Raw genomic sequence first — 25,933 nt, forward strand, 5'->3', positions numbered from 1 at the left:
GGTGGGACATGGTGACTCCGGGGGTAGGCAGCGTGGGGCCATGGTACAGCGTTATACCTGTGCCGGCCTCTTCGCGGGCATGCCCGCTCCCACAGGTATTGCGCACATGCATCGGGCGGCGCGGTCCCTGTGGGAGCGGGCGAGCCCGCGAACCGCGCTCTGCGCGGCCAGGCTACGCAGGAACCCCAATCAACACATAAGAGGGATGAAACTGCGCCCGCACCGAACTGCCAGCCCCCACATCCTGCCGCGCCAACCAATCCGCCTCGGCAATGGCACACAACGTCTGCCCATTACCCAACGCCAGCCGGACCTCACTGGGCCCTTCATCCTCGGCCAGCACTTCTTCCACCGTTGCGTTCAAGCAGTTGCTGCCCGTTTCGGCTGCTTCCCCCTGCGCCAGCAACCGAACCCACCCGGCTTTGAGCAGCGCCACCACCATCGTCCCCAGCGTCAGCTCCAGCCGTGCGGTACTGTCGTGGGTGATCAGCGCCTCAATCTCCAGCCCACCGCCCAACGCCAGGCTGACTCGGTCATACCGGCCCTCGCGGCGCAGGCCGCTGACTTGGCCCTGCAGCTGGTTGCGGGCACTGGTACGCAGCATCAGGCGACCGAGCAGGTCGAGGTCGCTGGATTCTTCGGCGGCCTCAAGAATTTGTGCCTGCAGTGACTGCAGCCTTTGATACAGGCGCAGCACCCGCTCGCCTTCCGGCGACAAACGCGCACCGCCACCGCCTCGGCCACCGGTGCTGCGTTCGACCAACGGCTGGCTGGCCAGGTTGTTGAGCTCGTCGATGGCATCCCAGGCGGCTTTGTAACTGATGCCTGCAGCCTTGGCGGCTCGGGTGATCGAGCCTTGATCGGCAATGTGCTGCAGCAGCGCGATGCGCTGGGGGCGGCGAGCGATGTGCTGAGTAAGCAGGGCGGGTAGGGGCATGGGCATTGAGTCGTTGTAGGTGAAGGTCCTGAAAGTGGATTGTGGAGGACTGCGCAGGGTCATGCATACCCCGGCTTGGGCGTGCGCGCCAGGCAATACACATCCACCCGCCGCGCTCCGGCCTTGCGCAGTACCTCGGCGATGGCCTGCGCGGTGGCACCGGTGGTCAACACATCATCGACAATGGCGACATGCTTACCCGTCAGTTCACCCGTGACCGCAAACGCTTGTCGCAAATTGCGCCGCCTTGCCTTGGCATCCAGTTGTTGCTGCGCAGGCGTCTCGCGCGTGCGCAGCAGCAAGCGCTCATCGCAAGGTAGCCCAAGTTGCTTCGACAGCCACCGCCCCAACATCCCGGCCTGGTTGAACCCGCGCTCGCGCAGTCGACGCTTGGCCAGGGGCACAGGTAACAGCAGGTCAGGGCGCGGTAGCCCTTCGGCAAAGCGATGCAGCAGCCCATACCCCAGCAGTTCAGCCATCAAACGCCCCAATGGCCACTGGCGGTTGTGCTTGAAGCGGCTGACCAGCGTGTCGACCGGAAAGCCGAACTGCCATGGCGCAATCACTTGCTCGAACGGCGGCAAGTGGCGGCAGCAGTGGGCGCAGGTCAGGCCAGCCATAGGCAGCGGCAGGGCGCAGCGCAGGCACTGATCGCCCAGCCAGGGCAGTTCCTGTTCGCAGGCGATGCACATCGGGTAGGCCTGCTCGGCAGGCGCGTCACACAACAAACACATCTGATTAATAAGTGAGCACTTGTAAACCAGTCTTTTCCAGTGCGGTTGACAGTTCATGGGCCTTCCGTGACTATGCGAGCTATCCGTGATGCGCTTGTGGGCTTTCCTGTCCCGGCGCCAGCTACAGCCTAAACAAGGAAACGCCGATGAGCGCCAGCACAACTGCAACAACACGTCACGACTGGTCCCTGGCCGAGGTCAAGGCGCTGTTCCAGCAACCGTTCAATGACTTGCTGTTCCAGGCGCAGACCGTGCACCGCGCGCATTTCGACCCTAACCGGGTGCAGGTGTCGACCCTGCTGTCGATCAAGACCGGCGCCTGCCCGGAAGATTGCAAATATTGTCCACAGTCCGGCCACTACAACACCGGGCTGGAAAAACAGAAGCTGATGGAAGTGCAGAAGGTGCTTGAAGAGGCTGCCCGCGCCAAAGCCATCGGTTCCACCCGCTTCTGCATGGGCGCGGCGTGGAAGCACCCGTCGGCCAAAGACATGCCCTACGTGCTGGAGATGGTCAAAGGCGTGAAGGCCATGGGCCTGGAAACCTGCATGACCCTCGGCAAGCTCGACCAGGAGCAGACCGCAGCCCTGGCCCAGGCTGGCCTGGACTACTACAACCACAACCTTGATACCTCGCCAGAGTTTTACGGCAGCATCATTACCACCCGCACCTATAGCGAGCGCCTGCAGACCCTGGCCTACGTGCGCGATGCGGGGATGAAGATCTGCTCCGGCGGTATCCTGGGCATGGGCGAATCGCTGGACGACCGCGCCGGCCTGCTGATCCAGCTGGCCAACCTGCCCGAGCACCCGGAGTCGGTGCCGATCAACATGCTGGTCAAGGTTGCCGGCACGCCGCTGGCCGAGGAAGAGGACGTCGACCCGTTCGATTTCATTCGCATGCTGGCCGTGGCTCGCCTGCTGATGCCCAAGTCGCACGTGCGCCTGTCCGCCGGCCGCGAGCAGATGAACGAGCAAATGCAGGCCCTGGCGTTCATGGCTGGCGCCAACTCGATCTTCTACGGCGAAAAACTGCTGACCACCGCCAACCCGCAGGCCGACAAGGACATGCAATTGTTCGCACGCCTGGGCATCAAGCCCGAAGCGCGTGAAGAGCACGCCGACGAAGTGCATCAGGCGGCCATCGAGCAGGCGTTGGTCGAACAGCGCAGCAGCGAGATGTTCTACAACGCTGCATCGGCCTGACATGGCCTTCGACCTGGCGGCGCGCCTGGCCGAACGGCGCGCCGCAGACCTGTATCGGCAGCGGCCACTGCTGGAGAGCCCGCAAGGGCCGGAAGTGGTGGTCGACGGCCAGCGGTTGCTGGCCTTCTGCAGCAATGACTACCTGGGCCTGGCCAACCACCCCGAAGTGATCGCCGCCTGGCAGGCCGGCGCCGAGCGTTGGGGTGTCGGTGGTGGTGCCTCGCACCTGGTGGTCGGCCACAGCACGCCGCACCACCAGGTTGAAGAAGCGCTGGCCGAACTCACCGGCCGCCCGCGTGCGCTGTTGTTCTCCACGGGCTATATGGCCAACCTGGGCGCCATCACCGCGCTGGTGGGGCAGGGCGATACCGTGCTGCAAGACCGACTGAACCACGCCTCGCTGCTGGATGGCGGGCTGCTCAGCGGCGCCCGTTTCAACCGCTACCTGCACAACGATGCGGCCAGCCTGGCCAGCCGCCTGGACAAGGCCGTCGGCAATACGCTGGTGGTGACCGATGGCGTGTTCAGCATGGACGGCGATCTGGCCGACCTGCCGGCGCTGGCCGATGTCGCCCGCGCGCGCGGTGCCTGGCTGATGGTCGATGACGCCCATGGCCTGGGCACGCTCGGCGCACAGGGCGGCGGCATCGTCGAGCACTTCGGCCTGGGCGTGGATGACGTACCCGTGCTGATCGGCACGCTGGGCAAGGCTTGCGGTACAGCGGGCGCCTTTGTTGCCGGCAGCGAAGAGCTGATCGAGACGCTGGTGCAGTTCGCCCGCCCCTACATCTACACCACCAGCCAGCCACCGGCGCTGGCCTGCGCCACGCTGAAGAGCCTGGAGCTGCTGCGCCGCGAAACCTGGCGCCGCGAGCACCTGGCGGCGTTGATTCGCCAGTTCCGCGAAGGCGCACAGCAGATCGGGCTGGCGTTGATGGACAGCCCGACGCCGATCCAGCCGATCATGATCGGCGACAGCGCACAGGCCTTGCGCCTGTCACGCATGCTGCGCGAACGCGGCTTGCTGGTGACGGCCATCCGACCACCCACGGTGCCGGCGGGCAGCGCACGCCTGCGGGTGACCCTGAGCGCCGCGCACAGCGAGGCGCAGGTGCAGCTATTGTTGAATGCATTGGCCGAGTGTTATCCACAGTTGGAGAACGCCGATGCGTAATCGTCTTGTATTGCTGCCCGGCTGGGGCCTGGGCACTGCTTCACTGGAGCCGCTGGCAGCCAGCCTGCGTGCCCAGGATGCCCGCCTGCAGGTGGAGCTGATGCCCTTGCCGGAACTGGCCGACAGCGATGTCCAGGCCTGGGTCGACCACCTTGACCGCAAGCTGCCGAGCGATGTCTGGCTGGGTGGCTGGTCGCTGGGCGGCATGCTGGCCAGCGCACTGGCGCACAAGCGCGGTGACCATTGCTGTGGCCTGCTGACCCTGGCCAGCAACCCCAGTTTCGTGGTTCGGCCAGACTGGCCCCACGGCATGCCCGAAGACACCTTCGGCACCTTCCTTGACGGCTGCCGCAGCCATACCCAGGTCACCCTCAAACGCTTCCGTACCTTGTGCAGTGATGGCGCCCAGCAGCCACGCACGTTGCTGCGCCAACTGGGTGTCGGCGTGCCGGACACCGACCCGCTGTACCTGGCCACCGGCCTTGAGGTGCTGGCCAAGCTGGACACCCGGGAGGCCCTGCAGGCATACGCCGGCCCGCAATTGCACCTGTTCGCTGGCAGCGATGCGCTGGTGCCGGCAGAGGCAGCCAAGGCGTTGAGCGAGCTGCTGCCCGATGTGGAAGTGGGCCTGGTCGAAGACAGTTCCCACGCGTTCCTGCTGGAGTACCCACAGGAGCTGGCGGCGGGCATCAAGATTTTCCTGCATGAGAGTGGCGATGACTGACCTTTCCCGTCCGACCCTGCCCGGCGCCTTGCCCGACAAGCGCCAGGTGGCGGCTTCGTTCTCCCGCGCCGCGGCCAGCTACGACAGCGTGGCAGCCTTGCAGCGCGCCGTAGGTCTGAACCTGCTGGGGCAACTGCCGGCCGGCTTGCAACCCTCGCACTGGCTGGACCTGGGCAGCGGCACCGGCCATTTCAGCCGAAAGCTGGCCGAGTGTTTCGCACAGGCCAGCGGTGTGGCAGTGGACATTGCCGAAGGCATGCTGCGCCACGCGCGGGATGGACAAGGTGGGGCGCACTACCACGTGGCCGGTGACGCCGAGCGCTTGCCGCTGCGTGATGCCAGTGTGGACCTTGTGTTTACCAGCTTGGCCGTGCAGTGGTGCGACCAGTTCGCCAGCGTGCTGGCCGAGGCGTTGCGGGTACTGCGCCCCGGCGGCGTGCTGGCTTTCAGCAGCCTGTGTGTGGGTACCCTCGAAGAGTTGCGTGCCAGCTGGCAGGCCGTGGATGGCCTGGTGCATGTGAACCGCTTCCGCCGGTTTGAGGATTACCAGCGTCTGTGTGGCGGCAGCGGCTTTGAACAACTTGGGCTGCAGCGCTGCCCGCACGTGCTGCACTACCCGGATGTGCGCAGTTTGACTCATGAACTCAAGGCACTGGGCGCACACAACCTCAACCCGGGGCGCCCTTCAGGCCTCACCGGCCGGGCCCGCATGCAGGGCCTGTTGCAGGCCTACGAAGCATTTCGCCAGCCCGAGGGGCTGCCAGCCACCTATCAGGTGGTCTATGGTGTGTTGCGCAAGCCACAGGCGTAAGGGGAGCGAGATGAGTCAGGCCTATTTCATTGCCGGTACCGATACCGATGTCGGCAAGACCACCATCGCCGCCGGGCTTTTGCATGCGGCGCGCTTGCAGGGCATGAGCACACTGGGTGCCAAGCCGGTGGCCTCCGGCTGCACGATGACACCGAAAGGCTTGCGCAACAGCGATGCCCAGGCGCTGATCGACGAAAGCACGATCAAGCTGCCCTATGAGCAGGTCAACCCGTTTGCCTTCGAGCCTGCCATTGCCCCGCATGTGGCAGCGCGCGAGGCGGGGGTGACGCTTTCCGTTGCAGAGCTGTTGGCCGCGATGCGCAATGTGCTGCAACAAAATGCCGATTTCACCTTGGTCGAAGGGGCCGGTGGCTGGCGGGTGCCGTTGTCGGGCCTGGAGAACCTGTCTGATCTTGCCGTTGCCCTGCAGTTGCCGGTGATTCTGGTGGTGGGGGTGCGGTTGGGTTGCATCAGCCATGCCTTGCTCAGTGCCGAGGCGATCGAGCGGGATGGGCTGCAATTGGCCGGATGGGTGGCCAACATCATCGAGCCGCGTACTTCGCGTCTTGAAGAAAACCTGGCCAGCCTGGCAGAGCGCTTGCCGGCGCCTTGCCTGGGGCGGGTACCCAAGCTGAAGCAGGCCAGTGCTGACATGGTGGCTGAGCACCTGCAACTGGATCTGCTGGATTAGCTTTTCCAGGCCTGGCCCTATCGCCGGCAAGCCAGCTCCCACAGGTTCTCTACATGCCTTAGGCTTGTGTGGTACTTGTGGGAGCTGGCTTGCCGGCGATAGGGCCGGTGCAGGAATACCCAGGGCCTATCGACTGGCACCGAGCCATTAGGGATTTAAACGGGCCTTTTAGCGCCCGGCCTGCTTTAATTGGGGCTGTTCGTCATCCAGCGTCAATGGAGTCCTGACATGGAAATCACCGGTAGCTCCGCGTATTACGCGGGCCTGAGCGCAATTCAAACCGGCCAGAACCGCGTCGATCAGGCCGCCGGCCAGATCGCCAACACCACAGCCGAACGTACCGCCACCAGCCAGTCCAGCGATTTTCAGGCTGAACGCCTGCGTGCAGTAGATCGCAGCCAGCAGCTGGACCTGGCCACCAGCACCGTGCAAATGGCCGTGGGCAAAACCGAAGTCGAACTTGGCGCAAAGGTGGTCAAGGCATCCGACGAAATGCTCGGCCGGATCATCGACACCTACGCCTGACAGGTCACCCCCCTCAAATCAAATACAACCCCCTGTGGGAGCGGGCGTGCCCGCGAATGCGTCAGGTCAGGCACCTCTATTGTCTGGCCGGGCCCTTTCGCGGGCACGCCCGCTCCCACAGAGGCAGCGGTTTTCCTGGGTGTGGCGTAAACGCCATTTTTCGTGGCGTAAATGGCACCATAGTCCATCCTTGACATAAGCCGGAGCTAAACGTAAGTTTCAAACAACTGTTTGATAGACGGCCGCCAAGAGCTGGTCACCCCCACAGAACTGACCCAGAGGTTCATCGCAATGCCTGATTACAAAGCCCCCTTGCGTGATATCCGCTTCGTTCGCGACGAACTGCTTGGCTATGAGGCGCACTATCAGAGCCTGCCGGGCTGCCAGGACGCCACGCCCGACATGGTCGACGCGATCCTCGAAGAAGGCGCGAAGTTCTGTGAGCAGGTGCTGGCCCCGCTGAACCGTGTCGGCGACCTGGAAGGCTGCACCTGGAGCGAAGCCGGCGTTAAAACCCCGACTGGCTTCAAGGCAGCCTACGAGCAGTTCGTCGAAGGCGGCTGGCCGAGCCTGGCCCATGACGTCGCCCATGGCGGCCAAGGCCTTCCGGAGTCGCTGGGCCTGGCATTGAGCGAGATGGTGGGTGAGTCGAACTGGTCGTGGGGCATGTACCCAGGCCTGTCGCATGGCGCGATGAACACCATTTCTGCGCACGGTACCCATGAGCAGCAAGAGACTTACCTGACCAAACTGGTTTCCGGTGAGTGGACCGGCACCATGTGCCTGACCGAACCCCACTGCGGTACCGACCTGGGCATGCTGCGCACCAAGGCCGAACCCCAGGCCGACGGCAGCTACAAAGTGTCGGGCACCAAGATTTTCATTTCGGCCGGTGAGCACGACATGGCCGGCAACATCGTCCATATCGTCCTGGCCCGCCTGCCGGACGCACCGGCCGGTACCAAAGGCATTTCGCTGTTCATCGTGCCGAAGTTCCTGCCCAACGCCGAAGGCGGTGTGGGCGAGCGCAACGGCGTGAGCTGCGGCTCCATCGAACACAAGATGGGCATCCACGGTAACGCCACCTGCGTGATGAACTTCGATGCAGCCACCGGCTACCTGATCGGCGCGGCCAACAAAGGCCTGAACTGCATGTTCACCTTCATGAACACGGCTCGCCTGGGTACCGCGCTGCAAGGCCTGGCGCATGCCGAGGTGGCCTTCCAGGGGGGCCTGAAGTACGCCCGCGAGCGCTTGCAGATGCGTTCCCTGACCGGCCCGAAAACACCGGACAAGGCCGCCGACCCGATCATCGTCCACCCGGACGTGCGCCGCATGCTGCTGACCATGAAGGCCTTCGCCGAAGGCAACCGCGCGATGGTGTACTTCACCGCCAAGCAGGTGGACATCGTCAAGTACAGCCAGGACGAGGAAGAACGCAAAAAGGCCGACGCCCTGCTGGCGTTCCTGACCCCGATCGCCAAGGCGTTCATGACCGAAGTCGGTTTCGAAGCCGCCAACCACGGCGTGCAGATCTACGGCGGCCACGGCTTCATCGCCGAGTGGGGCATGGAGCAGAACGTGCGCGACAGCCGTATCTCCATGCTGTACGAAGGCACCACTGGCATCCAGGCCCTCGACCTGCTCGGCCGTAAAGTGCTGATGACCCAGGGCGAGGCTCTGAAGGGCTTCACCAAGATCGTGCACAAGTTCTGCCAGGCGCAAGAAGGTAACGAAGCGGTCAAGGAGTTCGTTGAACCGCTGGCGGCCATCAACAAGGAGTGGGGCGAGCTGACCATGAAAGTGGGCATGGCCGCCATGAAGGACCGCGAAGAAGTGGGTGCGGCCTCGGTGGATTACCTGATGTACTCCGGCTACGCCTGCCTGGCCTACTTCTGGGCCGACATCGCCCGCCTGGCGGCCGAGAAGCTGGCAGCCGGCACCAGCGAAGAGGCGTTCTACACCGCCAAGCTGCAGACTGCGCGCTTCTACTTCCAGCGCATCCTGCCGCGTACCCGTACGCATGTGGCGACCATGCTGTCGGGTGCCAACAACCTGATGGCGATGGACGAAGAGCACTTCGGCCTGTCGTACTGATTCACCCGGCTGTACCCAAAACCCGCCTGCCCTCACCGGTAGGCGGGTTTTTTGCTTTTGGGCCCAACTGCGAACCCTTTGTAGGAGCGGCCTTGTGTCGCGCGATGAAGTAAGGGCACAATGCCACTATTGATCTGCCGGGTTGGAGATTACCCTTGTTTCGTCTTAACGCTGTTCGCGCAAGCCACTTCCTGCCTTCGCTGTTCCTGTTGCTGGCAGGGCTCGCCGCAGCCTATGTGAGAGACCTCAGTGTCTTCTTCACATCGCTGTTCAACGTCCTGCCCACCTTGGTGCTGTTGCTGGGCGGTGCCTACTGCGCGGTGTACCGCCGCCAGCGTGAGCTGTTCATGATGCTCACGGTGTACATCGCCTACTACCTGCTCGACACCCAGACCGACTTCTACCGTGACCATGGCCGCGTGCGCGAGGACGCGGCCGTGATCTTCCACCTGGTGTGCCTGCTGCTGCCCGCCCTGTTCGGGCTGTACGGCGCCTGGCAGGAACGTACCCACCTGCTGCAGGACCTGGTCGCCCGCGGCGCCGTGCTGTTCGCCGTGGGCAGCGTGGCGGTGGCCCTCGAACAAAGCTACCCCGAAGCGCTGCTGACCTGGCTGGCGGAGATCCGCTGGCCAACCCTGCATGGCCAGTGGATGAGCCTGATCCAGATGGTCTACCCCTTGTTCCTCGGCGTGTTCATCCTGCTGGTGGTGCAATACCTGCGCGCACCGCGGCCGCTGCACGCCGCGTTGATAACCGGCCTGCTGGGCATTTTCTGGATGCTGCCGCAAACCTTCATCCTGCCTTTCACGCTGAACATCATGTGCAGCCAGGTGATGTTGATGATCGCCGCCGCGGTTGCTCACGAGGCCTACCAGATGGCCTTCCGTGACGAGCTGACCGGCCTGCCGGGGCGCCGTGCGCTGAACGAGCGCATGCAGCGCCTGGGGCGTAACTACGTGATCGCCATGACCGATGTCGACCACTTCAAGAAATTCAACGATACCCACGGCCACGATGTGGGCGACCAGGTGTTGCGCCTGGTGGCCAGCCGCTTGTCCAAGGTGACCGGTGGTGGCCGCGCGTATCGATACGGCGGCGAGGAGTTCGCCCTGGTGTTCGCCGGCAAGACGGCCGAAGAATGTGTGCCCCACGTGGAGGCCGTGCGCGAAGTGATCGCCAACTATGTGATGCACCTGCGCGACCAGAACAGCCGCCCACAGGACGATACCAGTGGGCGCCAGCGCCGGGCGGGCAGCAGTGGCGGCACGGTGTCGGTCACCATCAGCATCGGTGTGGCCGAGCGCCAGGTTGATCACCGTAACCCCGAGGCGGTGCTGAAATCCGCTGACCAGGCGCTGTACAGCGCCAAAGGCGCAGGGCGCAATTGTGTCATGGTGCATGGGCAACAATCGCAGCGTGGGGCAGTGCGTACAGCGTGACTGAGTAAGACTATATGGTCAGGTGATGACCCTATGTCTCGTAAAAGTTGTTCGGTTACACTGCCAGTAATCCCAGTGTCGCGGTTCCCCGAGACCGCCCCGACCCGACTAGCGAGAGGTTGTCATGGCTGACTATAAAGCGCCCCTGCGCGACATGCGCTTCGTACTGAATGAAGTCTTCAACGTGGCCGAGCAGTGGGCGCAGTTGCCCGGGCTGGCTGAGGTAGTCGATGCCGAGACGGCCATGGCCGTGCTGGAAGAAGCCGGCAAGGTCACCGCCAAGACCATCGCGCCGCTCAGCCGCGCCGCCGATGAAGAAGGCTGCCACTGGGACAACGGTGCGGTAAGCACACCGGCCGGTTTCATCGAGGCCTACAACACCTACGCCGAAGGCGGCTGGGTAGGCGTGGGCGGTGACCCGCTGTTCGGCGGCATGGGCATGCCCAAGGCCATCTCGGCCCAGGTCGAGGAAATGGTCAATGCCTCCAGCCTGGCGTTTGGCCTGTACCCGATGCTGACCGCTGGCGCCTGCCTGTCGATCAACGCCCACGCCAGCGAAGCTTTGAAGGAAAAGTACCTGCCGAACATGTACGCCGGCGTGTGGGCAGGTTCGATGTGCCTGACCGAGCCGCATGCCGGTACCGACCTTGGCATCATCCGCACCAAGGCCGAGCCCCAGGCCGACGGCAGCTACAAGGTCAGCGGCACCAAGATCTTCATCACCGGTGGCGAGCACGACCTGACCGAGAACATCATTCACCTGGTGCTGGCCAAACTGCCGGATGCACCGGCAGGGGCGAAAGGCATTTCGCTGTTCCTGGTGCCGAAGTTCCTGGTCAACGAAGACGGCAGCCTTGGCGCACGCAACCCGGCCACTTGCGGCTCGATCGAGCACAAGATGGGCATCCAGGCCTCGGCTACCTGTGTGATGAACTTCGACGAGGCAGTCGGCTACATCGTCGGTGAGCCGAACAAGGGCCTGGCGGCCATGTTCACCATGATGAACTACGAGCGCCTGGGCGTTGGCATCCAGGGCCTGGCCTCGGCCGAGCGCTCCTACCAGAACGCCGTGGAATACGCCCGCGACCGCCTGCAGAGCCGCGCCCCGACCGGCCCGCAAGCGAAGGAAAAAGCCGCCGACCCGATCATCGTCCACCCGGACGTACGCCGCATGCTGCTGACCATGAAGGCGCAGATCGAGGGCGGCCGCGCTTTCTCCACCTATGTAGCCATGCAGCTGGACAGCGCCAAGTACAGCCAAGACGCCGCCGTGCGCAAGCGCAGCGAAGAACTGGTGGCGCTGCTGACGCCGGTGGCCAAGGCCTTCCTCACCGACCTGGGGCTGGAGAGCACGGTGCACGGCCAGCAGGTATTCGGTGGGCACGGTTACATCCGTGAGTGGGGCCAGGAGCAGTTGGTGCGTGATGTGCGCATCACGCAGATCTACGAAGGCACCAACGGCATTCAGGCCCTCGACCTGATGGGGCGCAAGGTGGTGGCCAGCGGTGGTGCGTACTACCGGTTGTTCTCCGACGAGATTCGCCAGTTCATTGCCAGTGCGGGTAGCGAGTTGGGCGAATTTGCCAAGCCGTTGGCTGCCAGCCTCGACCAGCTCGACGGGCTGACCGAGTGGGTGCTGGAACAGGCCAAGGGCAACCCGAATGAAATCGGTGCGGCGTCGGTCGAGTACCTGCATGCCTTTGGTTATGTGGCCTATGCCTACATGTGGGCACTGATGGCGCGTGCGGCCAAGGCGGGTGAGGGGGACGAGGCGTTCTACTCGGGCAAGCTGGGGACGGCGCGGTTCTACTTTGCACGGTTGCTGCCACGGGTAGATTCGCTGGTGGCTTCGGTGAAGGCGGGGAGCGAGTCGCTTTACCTGCTGGATGCTGAGCAGTTCTGATAGTTTTTGGGGCCGCTTTGCGGCCCATCGCGACGCAAGGTCGCTCCTACAGGTATCGCGCATGTTCGGATGTTGCGCGGCCCCATGTGGGAGCGGCCTTGTGTCGCGATTGGGCCGCAAGGCGGCCCCCAGCCATGGCATGTCTGGGAATGAATCCCCTTTGTAAGCTTTTTCCTACACGACGTGGTGACTTTTCACCACTGTTCTCAGATTGGATCCACGGTTAATCTTTACCACATGGACGTTGCGCAGGAAGCGCAAAGGACAGATCAAGGAAGACGACGAAGGACCACCTGCCAGGATGGCGGGGCGATACGGATGTCACAGGGAAACAGTCTGGGAAACCCCGCTTCGGCGGGGTTTTCTTTGTGCGCGTGTTTTTTCAGGCCAGCACATCCAGCGGCGATGCGCCCAACAGGCGGGGGTCCGTCTCTTCCTCCAGCAGCGTGCGCAGCAGCTCCACAGAGGCCTGCTGGCGCTGTGCATCGCGGAACACCAGGCCAACCTTCAGCGGCACCCGCGGCTCGCTCAGCGGCTTCCACAGCAGCCCCTGGTCATCTTCGGCAGCCTCCTTGGCCCGCCCCGGCAGAATGGTCGCCAGTGAAGTGTGCGCCAGGCTGTCGAGAATCCCCGCCATGTTGTTCATCTCTGCCTGCACGTGTGGCCGTCGGCCCTGGCTGGCCAGCTGCGCCTGCCAGATCTGGCGGATCTGGAACTCCTCACCCAGCATCAGCATGGGCAACTCGGCGGCCTGGCGGATGGACACCTTCTTGAAATCCTTCAGCGGGTGGGTATCGGGGATTACCAGCTGCAGCTCATCTTCATACAGCAGCAGGCCATGCAGCCCAGGTTGGCGCGGTGGCAGATAGCTGATGCCGATGTCCAGGCTGCCGTTGAGCAGCCGCCGTTCGATCTCCAGCCCCGACAACTCGTAGATCTGCACGACAAGGTGCGGCTGTGCCTTGCGCAGCCGTTCGAGCAGCTGCGGCACCAGGCTGGGCCGCACGGTCTGCAACACGCCGATAGCCAGTGTGCGCAGCGATTGGCCCTTGAAGTTGCGCATGGCCTCGTGGGCGCGCTGCAGGCCATCGAGCAATGGCAAGGCGTGGTTGTACAGGGTATGGGCAGCCAGGGTGGGCAGCAGGCGCTTGTTGCTGCGCTCGAACAGGCTCAGGTCGAGGCTGTGTTCCAGCTGGCGGATCTGCTGGGAGAGTGCCGGCTGGGACAGCGACAGGCGCTCGGCGGCACGGCCCACGTGGCCTTCTTCGTACACCGCGACGAAATAACGCAGTTGGCGGAAATCCATAAGTAACACTTATCGAAAATGCTGGAAAAACGAAATGGTCGAAAACCCTCGCGGGGCCTAGTCTATCGCCGTATTCCAACGGGTTACAGCGATCATTGGGTCGATTGTTACCCCGGATGAAAAACACTTTTGATAGGCAAGGCAAAATATCGAGTGTCGGCACCAAGACCGCACCGTAGCCGCCCTTTACCGTGATTGGTTGGAGCCCTGATGAACCTGTTCAACCTGCGCCGCTCGGCCCCTGCCGCTGTCGCCGAGCCCAAGCGTGCGCCGGTGATCGTGCCGCACGCTGATGAGTTGTCGCGTGATCGCCTGATGCCCAGCGCAGAACGGGCAGCGCAGGTGTTCGTGCGGGGTCAGGGCTCCTGGTTGTGGGACAACGAAGGGCGTGCCTATCTGGACTTTACCCAGGGTGGCGCGGTCAACAGCCTGGGCCATAGCCCCAGCGTGCTGGTGAAGGCGCTGGGCAACCAGGCCCAGGCGCTGATCAACCCTGGCTCGGGCTTCCACAGCCGTGGCCTGCTGGGGTTGGTCAACCGCCTGTGCCAGAGTACCGGCAGCGAACAGGCCTACCTGCTGAACAGCGGTGCGGAAGCCTGTGAAGGTGCGATCAAACTGGCGCGCAAATGGGGCCAGCTGCACCGCAACGGCGCCTACCACATCATCACTGCCAGCCAGGCCTGCCACGGCCGCAGCCTGGGCGCGCTGTCGGCGTCCGACCCGCTGCCATGCAACCGCTGCGAGCCTGGCCTGCCGGGCTTCAGCAAGGTGCCCTTCAATGACCTGGAAGCGCTGCATGCCGCGGTGGACTCTCGCACCGTGGCCATCATGCTTGAGCCTATCCAGGGCGAGGCGGGGGTTATCCCGGCCACGCAGGAGTATCTCAAGGGCGTGGAAACGCTGTGCCGTGAACTGGGCATCCTGCTGATCCTCGATGAGGTGCAGACCGGTATTGGCCGCTGTGGGGCGCTGTTGGCCGAGGAGCTGTATGGCGTGCGCGCCGACATCATCACCTTGGGCAAGGGCCTGGGCGGCGGTGTGCCGCTAGCCGCCTTGCTCGCCCGGGGTACGGCATGTTGCGCCGAGCCTGGCGAACTGGAAGGCAGCCACCATGGCAATGCGCTGATGTGCGCCGCCGGCCTGGCTGTGCTGGACACCGTGCTGGAGCCTGGCTTTTTCGCCCAGGTGCAGGACAACGGCCGCCATCTGCGCGAAGGCCTGAGCCGCCTGGCCGGGCGTTATGGCCAGGGTGAGGTACGCGGGCAAGGCCTGCTGTGGGCGCTGCAACTGAAAGAAAACCTGGCCAAAGAGCTGGTGGTAGCGGCACTGCACGAAGGCCTGCTGCTCAATGCTCCGCAAGCGGATGTGGTGCGTTTGTCGCCAGCGCTGACCGTGAGCAAGGGCAACATCGATGAAATGTTGCTGCGCCTGGCCCGCGCCTTTGCCCGCCTGCATGCCCAGCAGCAGGCCCGCCGCGAGGTACCGGCGTAGCTGTGTAGCAAGACCGAGAATTTTACGAACCGTCTGGCGTTCCTGCGCATCGCCCCTGGCCTGTTTCATTCGGCCCGGGGCGTTTTTTTTTGCCTGTGGAACCTCTACGGCGGGCAGCTAGTCTTTGAAGTAACCCTTCAGGAGAGACTCGCATGGACTTTATTCGCATCATCATCGCCATTCTTCTGCCACCGCTGGGTGTGTTTCTGCAGGTGGGGTTTGGCGGGGCGTTCTGGCTGAATATTCTGCTGACCTTGCTGGGGTACATTCCGGGGATCGTGCATGCGGTGTATATCATCGCCAAACGGTGAGGTTTTCTAGGGCTGCTTTGCAGCCCATCCGACCGGTCCGGCGCCCCGGCAAGGCCGCTCCCACAAACGTCCTGCGTACGCCGATCAATGTGGGAGCGGCCTTGCCGGGGCGCCGGACCGGTCGGATGGGCCGCAAAGCGGCCCCAAAAATTTCAGCCCTCCAACACCCGGCAATAGAATTTCCACTCCTCTTCCAGCGCATGCGCCAGGTTCTCCGCCTTGCGGAACCCATGCCGCTCCCCCGCATAGAAGTGCCCCTCAGCCTTGATCCCGTTGGCCTGCAACGCCGCCAGCATGGCGCGGGTCTGCTCCGGCACCACTACAGCATCCAGCTCACCCTGAAAGAAAATCACCGGCACCTTGATCTGCCCTGCATGCAGCAGCGGCGTGCGCTGGCGGTAGCGTTCGGCATCCTGCTGCGGGTCCCCGATCAGCCAGTCCAGGTAATCCCCCTCGAACTTGTGCGTGGCACGGCCCAGGGCAACCGGATCGCTGACCCCGTACAGGCTGGCGCCGGCGCGGAACACGTCATGGAACGCCAAGGCGCACAGGGTGGTGTAGCCACCGGCGCTGCCGCCGCGGATAAACGCCTTGTGCTTGTCGACCAGGCCTTGAGCCGCCAGGTATTCGACCGCCGCGCAGGCATCGGCCACATCGCTCTCGCCCCAGCGCAGGTGCAGTGCCTGGCGGTATTCCCGGCCATAGCCGGTGCTGCCCCGGTAGTTCAGGTCGGCCACGGCAAAGCCGCGTAGGGTCCAGTACTGGATGCGAGGGTCGAGCACGGGATAGCAGGCCGACGTTGGCCCGCCGTGGATGAACACCACCAGCGGCGCGGCGCCTTTGGCCTGCGCTGGCGGGTAGAAGAAACCATGGGCCTGCTCGCCGTCGCTGCCATAGTGGATCGACTGCGGCAGGCTGATCTGCTCTGCTGGCAGCATCTCGGCACCACCGGCCAGCACGCGTACCTCGTGGTTGATGCGGTCGATGGCGATCACGGCTGGCGGGCTGATGGGCGAGGCGGCAATGGCATACAGGTGTTCGCTGTCCATGGCCAGGCTGCGAAAGCGTGTGTAGGCACTGGCGAAACGCTCCATGCGGCCATCTTCATGACGCAGCCCAAGTTGCCCGAAGCCGTCTTTGAACCAGCTGGCCAGGTAGCTTTGCGGCCCCAGCGCCAACCAGGTACAGGTGCCCAATTGCCAAGGCGCAGCCGCGTGGTCCGCAGGCGCGGCAGGCAATGCCTGCCAGTGGCCATCGACTTCACCCCAGGGCTGCCAGAAGCCATTGCGGTCGGACAGGCAGTAGAGCCGGCCTTCGGCATCGAAGCGCGGTTGTTGCAGCGATTCATCATCGCTGGCCACGCACTGCGCGGGCCCCCAGTGGCCACTGCTGTCGCGTACCCGGTACATCAATCGGGTGAAGGTCCAGGGCTGCGCCGGGCGGTCCCATTCGATCCACGCCAGGCGCATGCCATCGGCACTCACCGTGGGTGAGGCGTAGAAATCGGCGCCCTCGGCGAGCACCTCGCGGCTCTCAGCCAAAGCGACCAGGCGATGCTCCACCTGCTCGGCATGGCGCTCCTCGACAGCCAGCACCTGGCCAGCGTGCCACTGCACATCGCCGTAGCGGCAGCTGGCGTCCTGGGTCAGCGCGCGCGGTGGCGAATCGTCCAGCGGCTGGGTGTAGACCTGCTGGTCCTTTTCATTGACGAACACCAGCCCGTCGCCACCCAGGCAGAAGCTGCCACCGCCATATTCGTAGACCCGGCTGCGCACGCTGAAGCCATCCGGGGTCAGGCAGCGGGCCTGGTGGTACAGCCAGTGCCAGATACGGCAAGCACCGTCGGCGGGGCGAAATTCGATCCAGAACAGCCCGTCGGCACTGACCTTGAGTTCGGCAAAGTCGGTACCGGCGGAAACTGCCTGTGCCGCGCTGAATTCAGCCGCGGGCGATGACACGGGAGTTTCGATCATTGCGGAAGGTCATCTGTTCAATGGCGAGCTGGGCGGTTTGTGCCTCCTCGCGGGCCTTGAGGATGATGCCGTGGTCGGCCGACTTGGCGCACACAGGGTCGGCGTTGCTGGCATCGCCGGTCAGCATGAAGGCCTGGCAGCGGCAGCCGCCGAAGTCCTTTTCTTTTTCGTCACAGGAGCGGCACGGTTCGCGCATCCACTCATAACCACGGAAGCGGTTGAAGCCAAACGACTCATACCAGATATGGTGCAGGTCGTGGTCGCGTACATTGGGGAACTGCACGGGCAACTGACGGGCGCCGTGGCAGGGCAGCGCGGTGCCGTCCGGGGTAATGGTGAGAAACAGGTTGCCCCAGCCATTCATGCAGGCCTTGGGGCGCTCTTCGTAATAGTCGGGCGTGACGAAGATCAGCTTGCACGGGTTGCCCTCGGCCTTGAGCTTCGCCCGGTATTCGTTGGTGATGCGCTCGGCCCGCTCCAGCTGCGCACGGGTTGGCAGCAGCCCCAGGCGGTTGAGGTGCGCCCAGCCGTAGAACTGGCAGGTGGCAAGCTCGACAAAGTCGGCTTCCAGGGCAATGCACAGCTCGATGATGCGGTCGGTCTTGTCGATGTTGTGCCGATGGGTAACGAAGTTGAGCACCATCGGGTAGCCGTGGGCCTTTACGGCACGGGCCATCGCCAGTTTTTGCGCAAAGGCCTTCTTCGAGCCGGCCAGCAGGTTGTTGACCTGCTCGTCACTGGCCTGGAAGCTGATCTGGATATGGTCCAGGCCGGCCTTCTTGAAGTCGGCGATGCGCGCTTCGGTCAGGCCGATGCCCGAGGTGATCAGGTTGGTATAGAACCCCAGGCGGCGGGCTTCGCCGATCAGTTCGGCAAGGTCCTGGCGCACCAGCGGTTCGCCGCCGGAAAAGCCGATTTGTGCCGCGCCCATTTCCCGCGCTTCGGCCATTACCTTGAACCACTGTTCGGTGCTCAGCTCCTGGCCCTGGGCGGCAAAGTCCAGCGGGTTGGAGCAGTAAGGGCACTGCAGTGGGCAGCGGTAGGTCAGCTCGGCCAGCAGCCACAGCGGCAGGCCGACCTCGGGCGTAGGCGGCAAGTCAGGCGAGGACGATCCAGTGTTCGGCACGGGCCACCTCCATGAACTGCTCGATGTCGTCCGCTACTTGCGGGACATCGGGGAATTGCTGTTCGAGTTCGCTGATGATCGCTGCCACGTCACGCTGGCCGTCGATCAGGCCACCGATCAGGCTGGCGCTCTCGTTGAGCTTGATCATGCCTTCGGGGTACAGCAACACATGGCCCTTCTGCGCCGGCTCGTACTGGAAGCGGTAGCCGGGGCGCCAGCTCGGCACCTGATTGCGATCAAGACTCATAGGGTGATCCCCTTGTGCCACACCCGGTCCTGGGTGACGGAGTGATAAGGCGGGCGGTTCAGCTCGTAGGCCATGCTCATGGCGTCGAGCATGCTCCAGAGGATATCCAGCTTGAACTGCAGTATCTCCAGCATACGCTCCTGGCCCGCGCGGGTGGTGTAGTGCTGCAGGGTAATCGCCAGGCCGTGCTCCACGTCACGCCGGGCTTGGCCCAGGCGGGTGCGGAAGTACGCGTAGCCGGCCGGGTCGATCCACGGGTAGTGCTGTGGCCAGCTGTCCAGCCGCGACTGGTGGATTTGCGGGGCGAACAGTTCGGTCAGCGAGCTGCTGGCGGCTTCCTGCCAGCTGGCGCGGCGGGCGAAGTTGACGTAGGCGTCCACGGCAAAGCGTACGCCGGGCAGTACCAGCTCCTGGGAGCGCAGCTGGTCCGGGTCGAGGCCGACGGCCTGGCCCAGGCGCAGCCAGGCTTCGATGCCACCGTCCTCGCCGGGTGCGCCGTCGTGGTCGAGCAGGCGCTGAATCCACTCGCGGCGTACTTCGCGGTCCGGGCAGTTGGCCAGGATCGCGGCATCCTTCATCGGGATGTTGACCTGGTAGTAGAAGCGGTTGGCTACCCAACCCTGGATCTGCTCGCGGGTGGCGCGTCCCTGGTACATCGCCACGTGGTACGGGTGATGGATGTGGTAGTAGGCGCCCTTGGCGCGCAGAGCCTGCTCGAATTCGGCAGGGGACATTGGCAGTGCGTCGCTCATTCGGCTGGCTCCTGTAGAACGATTATCTGGCCTGGCACATACCCCCCTTGTGGGAGCGGGCGTGCCCGCGAACACCGGCGAAGCCGGTGCCATACACCGTGTTGGGTTTTTCGCGGGCATGCCCGCTCCCACAGGGTTTTGCGTCGCCTTGCAGGCTGTTGTTACAACTCGATGCTCATGCCATCGAAGGCCACTTCTACACCGTGGCGCAGGACTTCGGCGCGCTCGGGCGAGTCTTCATCGAGTATCGGGTTGGTGTTGTTGATGTGGATAAGTACCTTGCGCTGGCGCGGGAAGCCGTCGAGCACTTCCAGCATGCCGCCAGGCCCGTTCTGCGCCAGGTGACCCATCTCGCGGCCGGTGCGGGTGCCCACGCCACGGCGCTGCATTTCGTCGTCTTCCCACAGGGTGCCGTCGACCAGCAGGCAGTCGGCACCGTGCATCATCGCCAGCAGCTTTTCGTCTACCTGGCCCAGGCCCGGGGCGTAGAACAGCTTGCCGCCGGTGCGGGTGTCTTCGACCATCAAACCCAGGTTATCGCCCGGGTGCGGGTCGAAGCGGTGCGGGGAGTAGGGCGGCGCGGCGCTGCGCAGCGGGAACGGGGTGAAGCGCAGGTTGGGGCAGGCGTCGATCACGAAGCTGCCTTCCAGCTCGATGCGGTTCCACTGCAGGCCACCGTTCCAGTGGCTGAGCATGTTGAACAGCGGGAAACCGGTGGTGAGGTCCTGGTGGACCATGTCGGTGCACCACACCTGGTGCGGGCAACCTTCGCGCAGGCTGAGCAGGCCGGTGGTGTGGTCGATCTGGCTGTCCAGCAGGACGATGGCGTTGATGCCGGTGTCGCGCAGGGCGCGGGCCGGCTGCATCGGCGCAAAGGCCTGGAGCTGGGCGCGGATGTCGGGCGAGGCATTGCACAGCACCCAGTGCACACCGTCGTCGGACAGGGCGATGGACGACTGGGTGCGCGCCGTGGCCCGCAGGGTGCCGTCACGGTAGCCCTTGCAGTTGACGCAGTTGCAGTTCCACTGCGGGAACCCGCCACCGGCGGCGGAGCCGAGAACCTGGATGTACATGGCCACTCTCTATGCAAAAAACCGTGTCGTAAAAACGAAAACGCCCCGGCGGGCCGAGGCGTTGAGGCGCAAGCCTGGCTTAGCGGCTTGCGAAGTACATGGTGACTTCGAAGCCGATACGCAGGTCAGTGTAAGCAGGTTTGGTCCACATGGGATTACTCCTTCCGGATGAGGGTTGGGTTGCTCAGCTACTACTTGGGTACCGCCAATGCGTCGGCAGTTCCCTGAAACTGGGATTGCGCTATCTTACAAGAAAATTTTGTACCGAAAGGTTAATTATTCGAAAAGCGCCGTTGCGGATGGCGTAACAATCTATAGGTTGTTCACTGCCGTGAAGGGGTTGGCGCGGCAGCGTTGGCCAAGCAGAGCCAAGGGCAATCCTTGTCGAGCAGGGTGCCCAGCAGCCGGTCCAGATCCGTCTGCCGCGTCTTCAAGATAGCCCTGCGCAGCGCATCCAGCGTGCCGGGTTGTGTAGCCAGGTGTGTCTGCCATGCCCATTCGGCGACCTCGGCGTTGGCCATGGCGGGTTCGTCGAATTGCCCGGCCAAGGCCTGGCGAGCACCCGGATCCAGCATGATGCCTTGCCTCAGCAGGGTAAGCAGGTGGTCGAAGATCTGCGCCTGGCGGGTATGTGGCGACTGCACACCGAACAACAGGCCGCCGACACCTTCGACCTGACGAAAGGTACTGAATACCGCGTAGCCGAGTTGCAGCTCTACCCGCAGCCGCTGGTAAACCGGCCCTTGCAGCAATTGCGCAAGCAGGCGGCCGCTGGCTTCGCTGGCCGCAGGGAGCGGGCAGAACAGCAACAGGGCGTGTTCACTGCCGGTTACTTCGGCGTGATGCCAACGGTGGCTGGCCCATGTAGGCGGCGGGGTAGGCAACGAGCCTTGTCCTGGGCAGTGTCGTAACGCAGTGCCCAAAGCGCTTAGCGCAACATCGTCGAAGCCTGTGGCAAGGCCATGCCAGTGTGCGTGCTGCCACAGGCTGTCGAGTTGCGACTGCGTCGGCATGCCGGCAGGCGCACTTGCGGGGTAAGCGCCCAGTACCGCGTCGGGCAGTTGCTTGAGCAAGGCCCTGATGGGGATCAGTGGCGGTGGCGCCGCCGTGTTGGGCTGCCAGCAACTGGCTGCCGGCTTGAGCATCAGTGCCAGGGCCTGCTCCACAGCCCGAAGCACTGCCGCCGGTTGCCCGGCGCAGCGCAATTGCCAGTATTCGCCAACGGCACTGAACAGCAGTTGCACCGACGCGCGCTCGCAGCGCTCCTGCAGTGGGGCGAGCGCCTGTTCCAGCACGCCCTGCAAGCGCTGGCGCAAGGGCGAAGGCAGGTGCCAGCGCAGATAAAGCGCAGCGTACTGACGAGCGCCAGGAAGCAGGCCGCTGGCTTTCAGAGCCGCCGGTAGCGGTTGCGCCGGGGTATTGGGTAGATCTGCCATCAGCAAGGGGTCGACCGGGGGCAGTTGCCATTGCCCATACGCATGGCCCGGCAGGCCTTTCAGCAGTGCGGCCAGGGCCTGCAGACCTTGCGCATCCAGGTTGGCGAACGGCTGGCCCGTGCTGTCCCGTCGGGCCAGCTCAAGCGCGCCGGCGCTGCGTTCGCGGCTGCGCTGCAACAGGCCGAATTCGTGGTTCACCTGTTCAAGGTCGGCCTGGCGGATGAAGCTGAACCAACCTTGCAGCAGGGCATCTGCTTCGCCCGGGTTGGCGTCTGCGCTCAGTTGCAGGTTAATGTGCCAAAGTACCTGCCCGGCGAAGGCATACAGCATCTCGGCCTTGAAGCCTTGCAGCCAGCCACGTTGGCGAAGCGCATCCAGCCAGGTACCTGGGCGGTTGTCGCCGAGGCAGCTGATCAGTAATTCCAGGGCCTGTTCGGCACCTGCCGGGAGCTTTTCATGGGTGAATACCAGACGCGCATTCGCTGGCGACAGGGGCGGTGGCAGCGTTTGTGGCGCCTGCGTGCCCGTTGCGAACAGGCTGGCATGCTGCCTGCCCAACTGTTCCAGCTCATCCAGCGACTGTGGGCCACACAGGCTCAAGGTCATCTGGCCGCCCTGGTAATACCGTTGGTGAAAGCCCTCGAGCGCTTGCTGGAAGGCAGGGTCCTGCAGGGCCAGGGTGTGCCGGTTACCGGCGTGAAAAGCGCCTAGCGGATGGCCCGGCGACACGGATTGCAGCAAGGCGAACTGCTGCTGAGCCTGCGGGTTGCGCGACCAGGCGATGAACTCGGCGTGAATCACTTCGCGTTCGCGGCGTTGGCGCTCGATGCCCAGGTCCGGTTCGGCCAGCATCTGGCACAGGCGCTCCAGGCCCCCGGCCAAGGCATTGGGCGGGACTTCGAAGAAAAAATCGGTGGCGCGTTCCCGGGTGCTGGCGTTGACCTGGCCACCGAGGGCCTGCACGTAGCGCATCAGGCCATCGTCCAGCGGGAACCGTGCGGTGCCGAGGAAGAACAGGTGTTCGAGGAAGTGGGCCAGACCGGGCCATTTGCCCGGCGCGTCGTGGCTGCCCGCGTGCACCCGCAATGCGGCCGCCGAGCGCTTCAGGCGCGGGGCGTGGCGCAGGGTGAGCTGCAGGCCGTTGGCGAGGGTGAGGTGGCGGGTGGCGTCAGGCATGGGGGCTCCAGTTGCTGCTATCCATGCTAACCCATTTGTTTGCAGGCCCGGCCCAATCGCCGGCAAGCCAGCTCCCACAGGGTCTCCACAGATCTGAACATTGTGGGATACCTGTGGGAGCTGGCTTGCCGGCGATTGGGCCGCACTGCGGCCCCTGTCAGCTTTTACGCAGGTGCAGTTCCTGGCGCAGGTCAGTCAGGTAAGGAAATGCCTGCCGCCCCTGCACCACTTGCGCATGCTCCAGCTCCGCCAGCAGCAGGCATTCATCCCGCCCACCCATGGCCAGCAGGCTGCCATCCGGGCCGATGATGCTGCTCTGCCCGCAATAGTGGATCTCGCCTTCCGAGCCGCAATAATTGGCATACACCAGGTAGCACTGGTTTTCCTGCGCCCGCGCCCTCACGGTCACCTGGCAGACAAAGTCGTACGGGGCCATGTTCGCCGTCGGCACCAGGATCAGTTCGGCACCGCCCAGCGCCAGGCGTCGGGCGTTCTCCGGGAACTCGATGTCGTAACAGATCAGCAGGCCGACTTTCCAACCGTCCAGTTCCACCACCGGGAAGTGGTCGGCGCCGGCGCTGAACATCGTGCGGTCCAGTTCACCGAACAGGTGGGTCTTGCGGTAGTTGCTCAAGCTGCGGCCGTGCGCATCGATCAACTGCACACTGTTGTAGATCCCCCCATCATCGCCACGCTCCGGGTAGCCATAGACGATCGCGATGCGGTGCGCCTGGGCGATCTCCACCACGTCCATCGCCGCCTGGCCATCGTTGGCTTCAGCCAGCCGTTCGACCTGGGCCAGGCCGATGTTGTAACCGGTCAGGAACATTTCCGGGCACACCAGCAACTGTGCGCCGCGTTCGGCTGCCAGCTGCGCCTGGTGGCGCAGCCGCTGCAGGTTGCCGGGCACGTCCAGTGGCCTGGGGGCGCCCTGGAACAGAGCAATGCGCATGGTGCCTCCTTGAGTCAGTCTGCCAGGGCGATCGGGCCGATTTCGTCGAACACATCGCCCGGGCCGGGGTTGTCCGGGTGGGTCTGGCCACCGAAGTGGTTCATGATACCCCACACCGCATTCAGCGACGTCTGCACCGCGCCTTCGACCCACGCCGGGGTCCACGACACGTCGTCACCGGCGATGAACATGCCGCGCTGCTCGCTAGGCATGTCCTGCTGCATGAAGTGTGCGTACATGCGCTGGTTGTAGCGGTAATGGCCCGGCAGTGCGCCCTTGAAGGCGCCGAGGAAGTGCGGGTCGGCCTCCCAGGAAATGGTGATCGGGTCGCCGATGATGTGCCCGGCGATATCGGTCTTGGGGTAGATTTTCTTCAGCGCATCCAGGGCCAGCTGCACGCGTTTTTCCACCGGGTGCGGCAGCATTTTCAACGCGTCGCTCATCCAGGCGTAGGACAGGCAGATCACCCCCGGCTTGTCGTCGCCATTGTCGAACAGGTAGGTGCCGCGGGTGAGGCGGTCGGTGAGGGTCATGCTCATCAGGTCGCGGCCGGTTTGCGGGTCTTTGTCCTTCCAGAACGGCCGGTCGACCATGACGAATGTCTTCGACGACTGCATGTAGCGGGTGCGGTCCAGGGCCATCCACATCTTCTGCGAAAACAGCGATTCCTCGCAGTCGATCTGGGTGGTCAGCAGCCAGGTCTGGCAGGTGGCGAGCACGGCGCCGTAGTGCCGGGTGTCGCCCCAGTTGTCGGTGACCGCCAGGCGGCCATCGGCTGCACGGGCAATGCGCTTGACCCCGGTGCGCGGCGCGCCGCCGTGCAGGCCGCTCAGGCTGGTGCCCTCTGGCCAGTGGGCGCAGCGCTCCGGCACATGGCGCCAGATACCCTGCGGCACCTGCTCCACACCGCCGACCACCAGGTGTTGGTGGTCGTCGCAGTTGGTCATCACCACGCGGAAGATTTCCAGCATCGAGTTGGGGAAGTCCGAGTCCCAGCCGCCGGTGCCAAAGCCGACCTGGCCGAACACTTCGCGGTGCTGGAAGCTCAGTTTGGCGAACGAGCGCGAGGTGGCGACGAAGTCGTAGAAGGTACGGTCATCCCACAGCGGCACCAGCTTGTTCCACAGTTCCTTCAGGCGCGGTACATCCCGGTCGCGGATGGCTTGCTGGATGTCGGCGAACTGGGCGCCACTTTCCAGCGCGTCGGCCCAGGCGTCGGCCACTTCGTGGAACAGCGTGGGCAGGTCGGAGGTTTTTTCCGCGTAGTAGGTCTGGCCTTCCAGGTCGATCACCGTGCTGCCCGACGCCGGGGTCAGCGGGTTGGGGAAGGGCTTGGTTTCCAGGCCCAGCTTGTCCACATAGTGGTAGAACGCAGTGGACGACACCGGGAAACGCATGCCGCCGAGTTCGGCGATGATCCCGTCGGTGCCGTTGAAGGTTTGCGAACGCAGCCGGCCACCCAGCTTGGACGCCTCGTACACCACCGGCTTCAAGCCCAGCTTCATCAGCTCGTAAGCCGCCACCAGGCCAGCGATACCGGCACCCACGATGGCCACTTCTTCACCCTGGCGCTCAGCCGGAATGCTGCCGAGGCCTGCGGGGTGTTCCAGCCAGTCGTCGAAGGCGAACGGGAAGTCCGGGCCGAAGATAGTGATGGGCTGCTTGCCGTCGGCGGGGTGGCGGTTTTTCTTGTTCATGAAGTGACCTTGCCAGAGGGGCTGCGCGGGGAGCGGAGCCTGAGTATAGGAGATGCCTGGCGGTCATTTTAGGGAGTGGGGCGTTCGTAATTAAGGTTCAGAGTGGTGTCTGAATGTATTTTCATTCGTCATATTTACCAGTACAAGATCAAT

Annotated in this window: 23 protein-coding genes; 11 read left to right on the forward strand and 12 right to left on the reverse strand. The window is 64.1% G+C overall.

The genetic code is table 11. The annotated features are described in order from the left end of the window. Positions 1 to 172 precede the first annotated feature (172 nt). Together AK81_RS21835 and AK81_RS21840 are read right to left on the reverse strand one after the other, a co-directional pair. Positions 173 to 937: a TOBE domain-containing protein gene (locus tag AK81_RS21835; RefSeq protein ID WP_043202410.1), complete on the reverse strand. Its 765-nt coding sequence runs from the start codon at positions 935 to 937 to the stop codon at positions 173 to 175. 59 nt (positions 938 to 996) lie between these two features. Continuing rightward, positions 997 to 1,728, reverse strand: coding sequence for a ComF family protein (locus AK81_RS21840; RefSeq protein ID WP_043202413.1), 732 nt, complete (start codon positions 1,726 to 1,728; stop codon positions 997 to 999). Positions 1,729 to 1,817: 89 nt separating this feature from the next. Between AK81_RS21840 and bioB the strand changes: the two genes are divergently transcribed. The 9 genes from bioB (at position 1,818) to AK81_RS21885 (ending at position 12,240) form a co-directional block, all read left to right on the forward strand. After that, positions 1,818 to 2,876 (forward strand): biotin synthase BioB, encoded by a 1,059-nt coding sequence (gene bioB, locus AK81_RS21845; RefSeq protein WP_016497669.1) that lies wholly within the window; start codon positions 1,818 to 1,820, stop codon positions 2,874 to 2,876. A gap of 1 nt (position 2,877) precedes the next feature. Then, positions 2,878 to 4,050, forward strand: coding sequence for an 8-amino-7-oxononanoate synthase (gene bioF / locus AK81_RS21850; RefSeq protein ID WP_043202415.1), 1,173 nt, complete (start codon positions 2,878 to 2,880; stop codon positions 4,048 to 4,050). Continuing rightward, complete coding sequence (locus tag AK81_RS21855; RefSeq protein WP_043202417.1) at positions 4,043 to 4,774, forward strand: alpha/beta fold hydrolase; 732 nt, start codon at positions 4,043 to 4,045, stop codon at positions 4,772 to 4,774. Before bioF ends, AK81_RS21855 begins: the two co-directional genes overlap by 8 nt. Next, positions 4,767 to 5,585, forward strand: coding sequence for a malonyl-ACP O-methyltransferase BioC (gene bioC, locus AK81_RS21860; RefSeq protein ID WP_043202419.1), 819 nt, complete (start codon positions 4,767 to 4,769; stop codon positions 5,583 to 5,585). The genes AK81_RS21855 and bioC overlap by 8 nt, the downstream gene beginning before the upstream one ends. Positions 5,586 to 5,595: 10 nt before the next feature. Then, the gene (gene bioD / locus AK81_RS21865) at positions 5,596 to 6,276 is read left to right on the forward strand and encodes a dethiobiotin synthase (RefSeq protein ID WP_043202420.1); all 681 of its coding nucleotides are present in this window, start codon (positions 5,596 to 5,598) and stop codon (positions 6,274 to 6,276) included. A 228-nt stretch (positions 6,277 to 6,504) separates the two neighbouring features. Continuing rightward, positions 6,505 to 6,801, forward strand: a complete 297-nt coding sequence (locus AK81_RS21870) for a hypothetical protein (protein WP_043202422.1) — start codon at positions 6,505 to 6,507, stop codon at positions 6,799 to 6,801. 291 nt (positions 6,802 to 7,092) lie between these two features. Then, a complete protein-coding gene (locus AK81_RS21875) occupies positions 7,093 to 8,898 on the forward strand; it encodes a phenylacyl-CoA dehydrogenase (RefSeq protein WP_043202423.1) in 1,806 nt (601 codons plus the stop codon). 155 nt (positions 8,899 to 9,053) lie between these two features. Further along, entirely contained in the window at positions 9,054 to 10,337 is a 1,284-nt protein-coding gene (locus AK81_RS21880; protein ID WP_043202425.1) for a GGDEF domain-containing protein, read from the forward strand. A 124-nt stretch (positions 10,338 to 10,461) separates the two neighbouring features. Next, positions 10,462 to 12,240 carry an acyl-CoA dehydrogenase C-terminal domain-containing protein gene (locus AK81_RS21885; RefSeq protein ID WP_043202427.1) on the forward strand — a complete coding sequence of 593 codons (1,779 nt, stop codon included), beginning with the start codon at positions 10,462 to 10,464 and terminating at the stop codon, positions 12,238 to 12,240. Positions 12,241 to 12,622: 382 nt separating this feature from the next. On the opposite strand, the gene AK81_RS21890 is transcribed toward AK81_RS21885, so the two are convergent. Next, complete coding sequence (locus AK81_RS21890) at positions 12,623 to 13,546, reverse strand: LysR family transcriptional regulator (RefSeq protein WP_043202428.1); 924 nt, start codon at positions 13,544 to 13,546, stop codon at positions 12,623 to 12,625. 210 nt (positions 13,547 to 13,756) lie between these two features. Here AK81_RS21890 and AK81_RS21895 point away from each other — a divergent pair, with 210 nt between their 5' ends. Beyond that, positions 13,757 to 15,037 (forward strand): aspartate aminotransferase family protein, encoded by a 1,281-nt coding sequence (locus AK81_RS21895; RefSeq protein WP_043202430.1) that lies wholly within the window; start codon positions 13,757 to 13,759, stop codon positions 15,035 to 15,037. A gap of 152 nt (positions 15,038 to 15,189) precedes the next feature. After that, a complete protein-coding gene (locus AK81_RS27685) occupies positions 15,190 to 15,348 on the forward strand; it encodes a YqaE/Pmp3 family membrane protein (protein WP_003177654.1) in 159 nt (52 codons plus the stop codon). Positions 15,349 to 15,500: 152 nt separating this feature from the next. On the opposite strand, the gene AK81_RS21900 is transcribed toward AK81_RS27685, so the two are convergent. The 9 genes from AK81_RS21900 to AK81_RS21935 form a co-directional block, all read right to left on the reverse strand. Further along, complete coding sequence (locus AK81_RS21900) at positions 15,501 to 17,321, reverse strand: S9 family peptidase (protein ID WP_043202432.1); 1,821 nt, start codon at positions 17,319 to 17,321, stop codon at positions 15,501 to 15,503. Beyond that, a complete protein-coding gene (gene pqqE / locus AK81_RS21905) occupies positions 17,287 to 18,447 on the reverse strand; it encodes a pyrroloquinoline quinone biosynthesis protein PqqE (protein ID WP_043202433.1) in 1,161 nt (386 codons plus the stop codon). Before pqqE ends, AK81_RS21900 begins: the two co-directional genes overlap by 35 nt. Next, on the reverse strand, positions 18,419 to 18,694 hold the full coding sequence (gene pqqD, locus AK81_RS21910; protein ID WP_043202435.1) for a pyrroloquinoline quinone biosynthesis peptide chaperone PqqD: 276 nt from the start codon (positions 18,692 to 18,694) through the stop codon (positions 18,419 to 18,421). Before pqqD ends, pqqE begins: the two co-directional genes overlap by 29 nt. Next, positions 18,691 to 19,446 carry a pyrroloquinoline-quinone synthase PqqC gene (gene pqqC, locus AK81_RS21915; protein WP_043202436.1) on the reverse strand — a complete coding sequence of 252 codons (756 nt, stop codon included), beginning with the start codon at positions 19,444 to 19,446 and terminating at the stop codon, positions 18,691 to 18,693. Before pqqC ends, pqqD begins: the two co-directional genes overlap by 4 nt. 161 nt (positions 19,447 to 19,607) lie before the next feature. Beyond that, positions 19,608 to 20,519, reverse strand: a complete 912-nt coding sequence (gene pqqB / locus AK81_RS21920) for a pyrroloquinoline quinone biosynthesis protein PqqB (RefSeq protein WP_043202438.1) — start codon at positions 20,517 to 20,519, stop codon at positions 19,608 to 19,610. Positions 20,520 to 20,598: 79 nt separating this feature from the next. Then, on the reverse strand, positions 20,599 to 20,670 hold the full coding sequence (pqqA, locus tag AK81_RS28655) for a pyrroloquinoline quinone precursor peptide PqqA (protein WP_008365141.1): 72 nt from the start codon (positions 20,668 to 20,670) through the stop codon (positions 20,599 to 20,601). A gap of 172 nt (positions 20,671 to 20,842) precedes the next feature. Next, the gene (gene pqqF / locus AK81_RS21925) at positions 20,843 to 23,131 is read right to left on the reverse strand and encodes a pyrroloquinoline quinone biosynthesis protein PqqF (protein ID WP_043202439.1); all 2,289 of its coding nucleotides are present in this window, start codon (positions 23,129 to 23,131) and stop codon (positions 20,843 to 20,845) included. 157 nt (positions 23,132 to 23,288) lie between these two features. Beyond that, a complete protein-coding gene (locus tag AK81_RS21930) occupies positions 23,289 to 24,083 on the reverse strand; it encodes a carbon-nitrogen hydrolase family protein (protein WP_043202440.1) in 795 nt (264 codons plus the stop codon). Positions 24,084 to 24,097: 14 nt separating this feature from the next. Continuing rightward, complete coding sequence (locus tag AK81_RS21935) at positions 24,098 to 25,780, reverse strand: flavin monoamine oxidase family protein (RefSeq protein ID WP_043202442.1); 1,683 nt, start codon at positions 25,778 to 25,780, stop codon at positions 24,098 to 24,100. Between the last annotated feature and the right edge of the window lie 153 nt (positions 25,781 to 25,933).

The organism is Pseudomonas putida W15Oct28 (assembly GCF_000708715.2).
In the GTDB taxonomy this organism is placed as follows: Bacteria; Pseudomonadota; Gammaproteobacteria; order Pseudomonadales; family Pseudomonadaceae; genus Aquipseudomonas; species Aquipseudomonas putida_R.

Bases quoted from the DNA above. Each gene is read 5' to 3' on its own strand.
- AK81_RS21835 (WP_043202410.1), bottom strand. From the start codon at position 937: ATGCCCCTACCCGCCCTGCTTACTCAGCACATCGCTCGCCGCCCCCAG.
- AK81_RS21840 (WP_043202413.1), bottom strand. From the start codon at position 1,728: ATGAACTGTCAACCGCACTGGAAAAGACTGGTTTACAAGTGCTCACTT.
- bioB (WP_016497669.1), top strand. From the start codon at position 1,818: ATGAGCGCCAGCACAACTGCAACAACACGTCACGACTGGTCCCTGGCC.
- bioF (WP_043202415.1), top strand. From the start codon at position 2,878: ATGGCCTTCGACCTGGCGGCGCGCCTGGCCGAACGGCGCGCCGCAGAC.
- AK81_RS21855 (WP_043202417.1), top strand. From the start codon at position 4,043: ATGCGTAATCGTCTTGTATTGCTGCCCGGCTGGGGCCTGGGCACTGCT.
- bioC (WP_043202419.1), top strand. From the start codon at position 4,767: ATGACTGACCTTTCCCGTCCGACCCTGCCCGGCGCCTTGCCCGACAAG.
- bioD (WP_043202420.1), top strand. From the start codon at position 5,596: ATGAGTCAGGCCTATTTCATTGCCGGTACCGATACCGATGTCGGCAAG.
- AK81_RS21870 (WP_043202422.1), top strand. From the start codon at position 6,505: ATGGAAATCACCGGTAGCTCCGCGTATTACGCGGGCCTGAGCGCAATT.
- AK81_RS21875 (WP_043202423.1), top strand. From the start codon at position 7,093: ATGCCTGATTACAAAGCCCCCTTGCGTGATATCCGCTTCGTTCGCGAC.
- AK81_RS21885 (WP_043202427.1), top strand. From the start codon at position 10,462: ATGGCTGACTATAAAGCGCCCCTGCGCGACATGCGCTTCGTACTGAAT.
- AK81_RS21890 (WP_043202428.1), bottom strand. From the start codon at position 13,546: ATGGATTTCCGCCAACTGCGTTATTTCGTCGCGGTGTACGAAGAAGGC.
- AK81_RS21895 (WP_043202430.1), top strand. From the start codon at position 13,757: ATGAACCTGTTCAACCTGCGCCGCTCGGCCCCTGCCGCTGTCGCCGAG.
- AK81_RS27685 (WP_003177654.1), top strand. From the start codon at position 15,190: ATGGACTTTATTCGCATCATCATCGCCATTCTTCTGCCACCGCTGGGT.
- AK81_RS21900 (WP_043202432.1), bottom strand. From the start codon at position 17,321: ATGATCGAAACTCCCGTGTCATCGCCCGCGGCTGAATTCAGCGCGGCA.
- pqqD (WP_043202435.1), bottom strand. From the start codon at position 18,694: ATGAGTCTTGATCGCAATCAGGTGCCGAGCTGGCGCCCCGGCTACCGC.
- pqqC (WP_043202436.1), bottom strand. From the start codon at position 19,446: ATGAGCGACGCACTGCCAATGTCCCCTGCCGAATTCGAGCAGGCTCTG.
- pqqB (WP_043202438.1), bottom strand. From the start codon at position 20,519: ATGTACATCCAGGTTCTCGGCTCCGCCGCCGGTGGCGGGTTCCCGCAG.
- pqqF (WP_043202439.1), bottom strand. From the start codon at position 23,131: ATGCCTGACGCCACCCGCCACCTCACCCTCGCCAACGGCCTGCAGCTC.
- AK81_RS21930 (WP_043202440.1), bottom strand. From the start codon at position 24,083: ATGCGCATTGCTCTGTTCCAGGGCGCCCCCAGGCCACTGGACGTGCCC.
- AK81_RS21935 (WP_043202442.1), bottom strand. From the start codon at position 25,780: ATGAACAAGAAAAACCGCCACCCCGCCGACGGCAAGCAGCCCATCACT.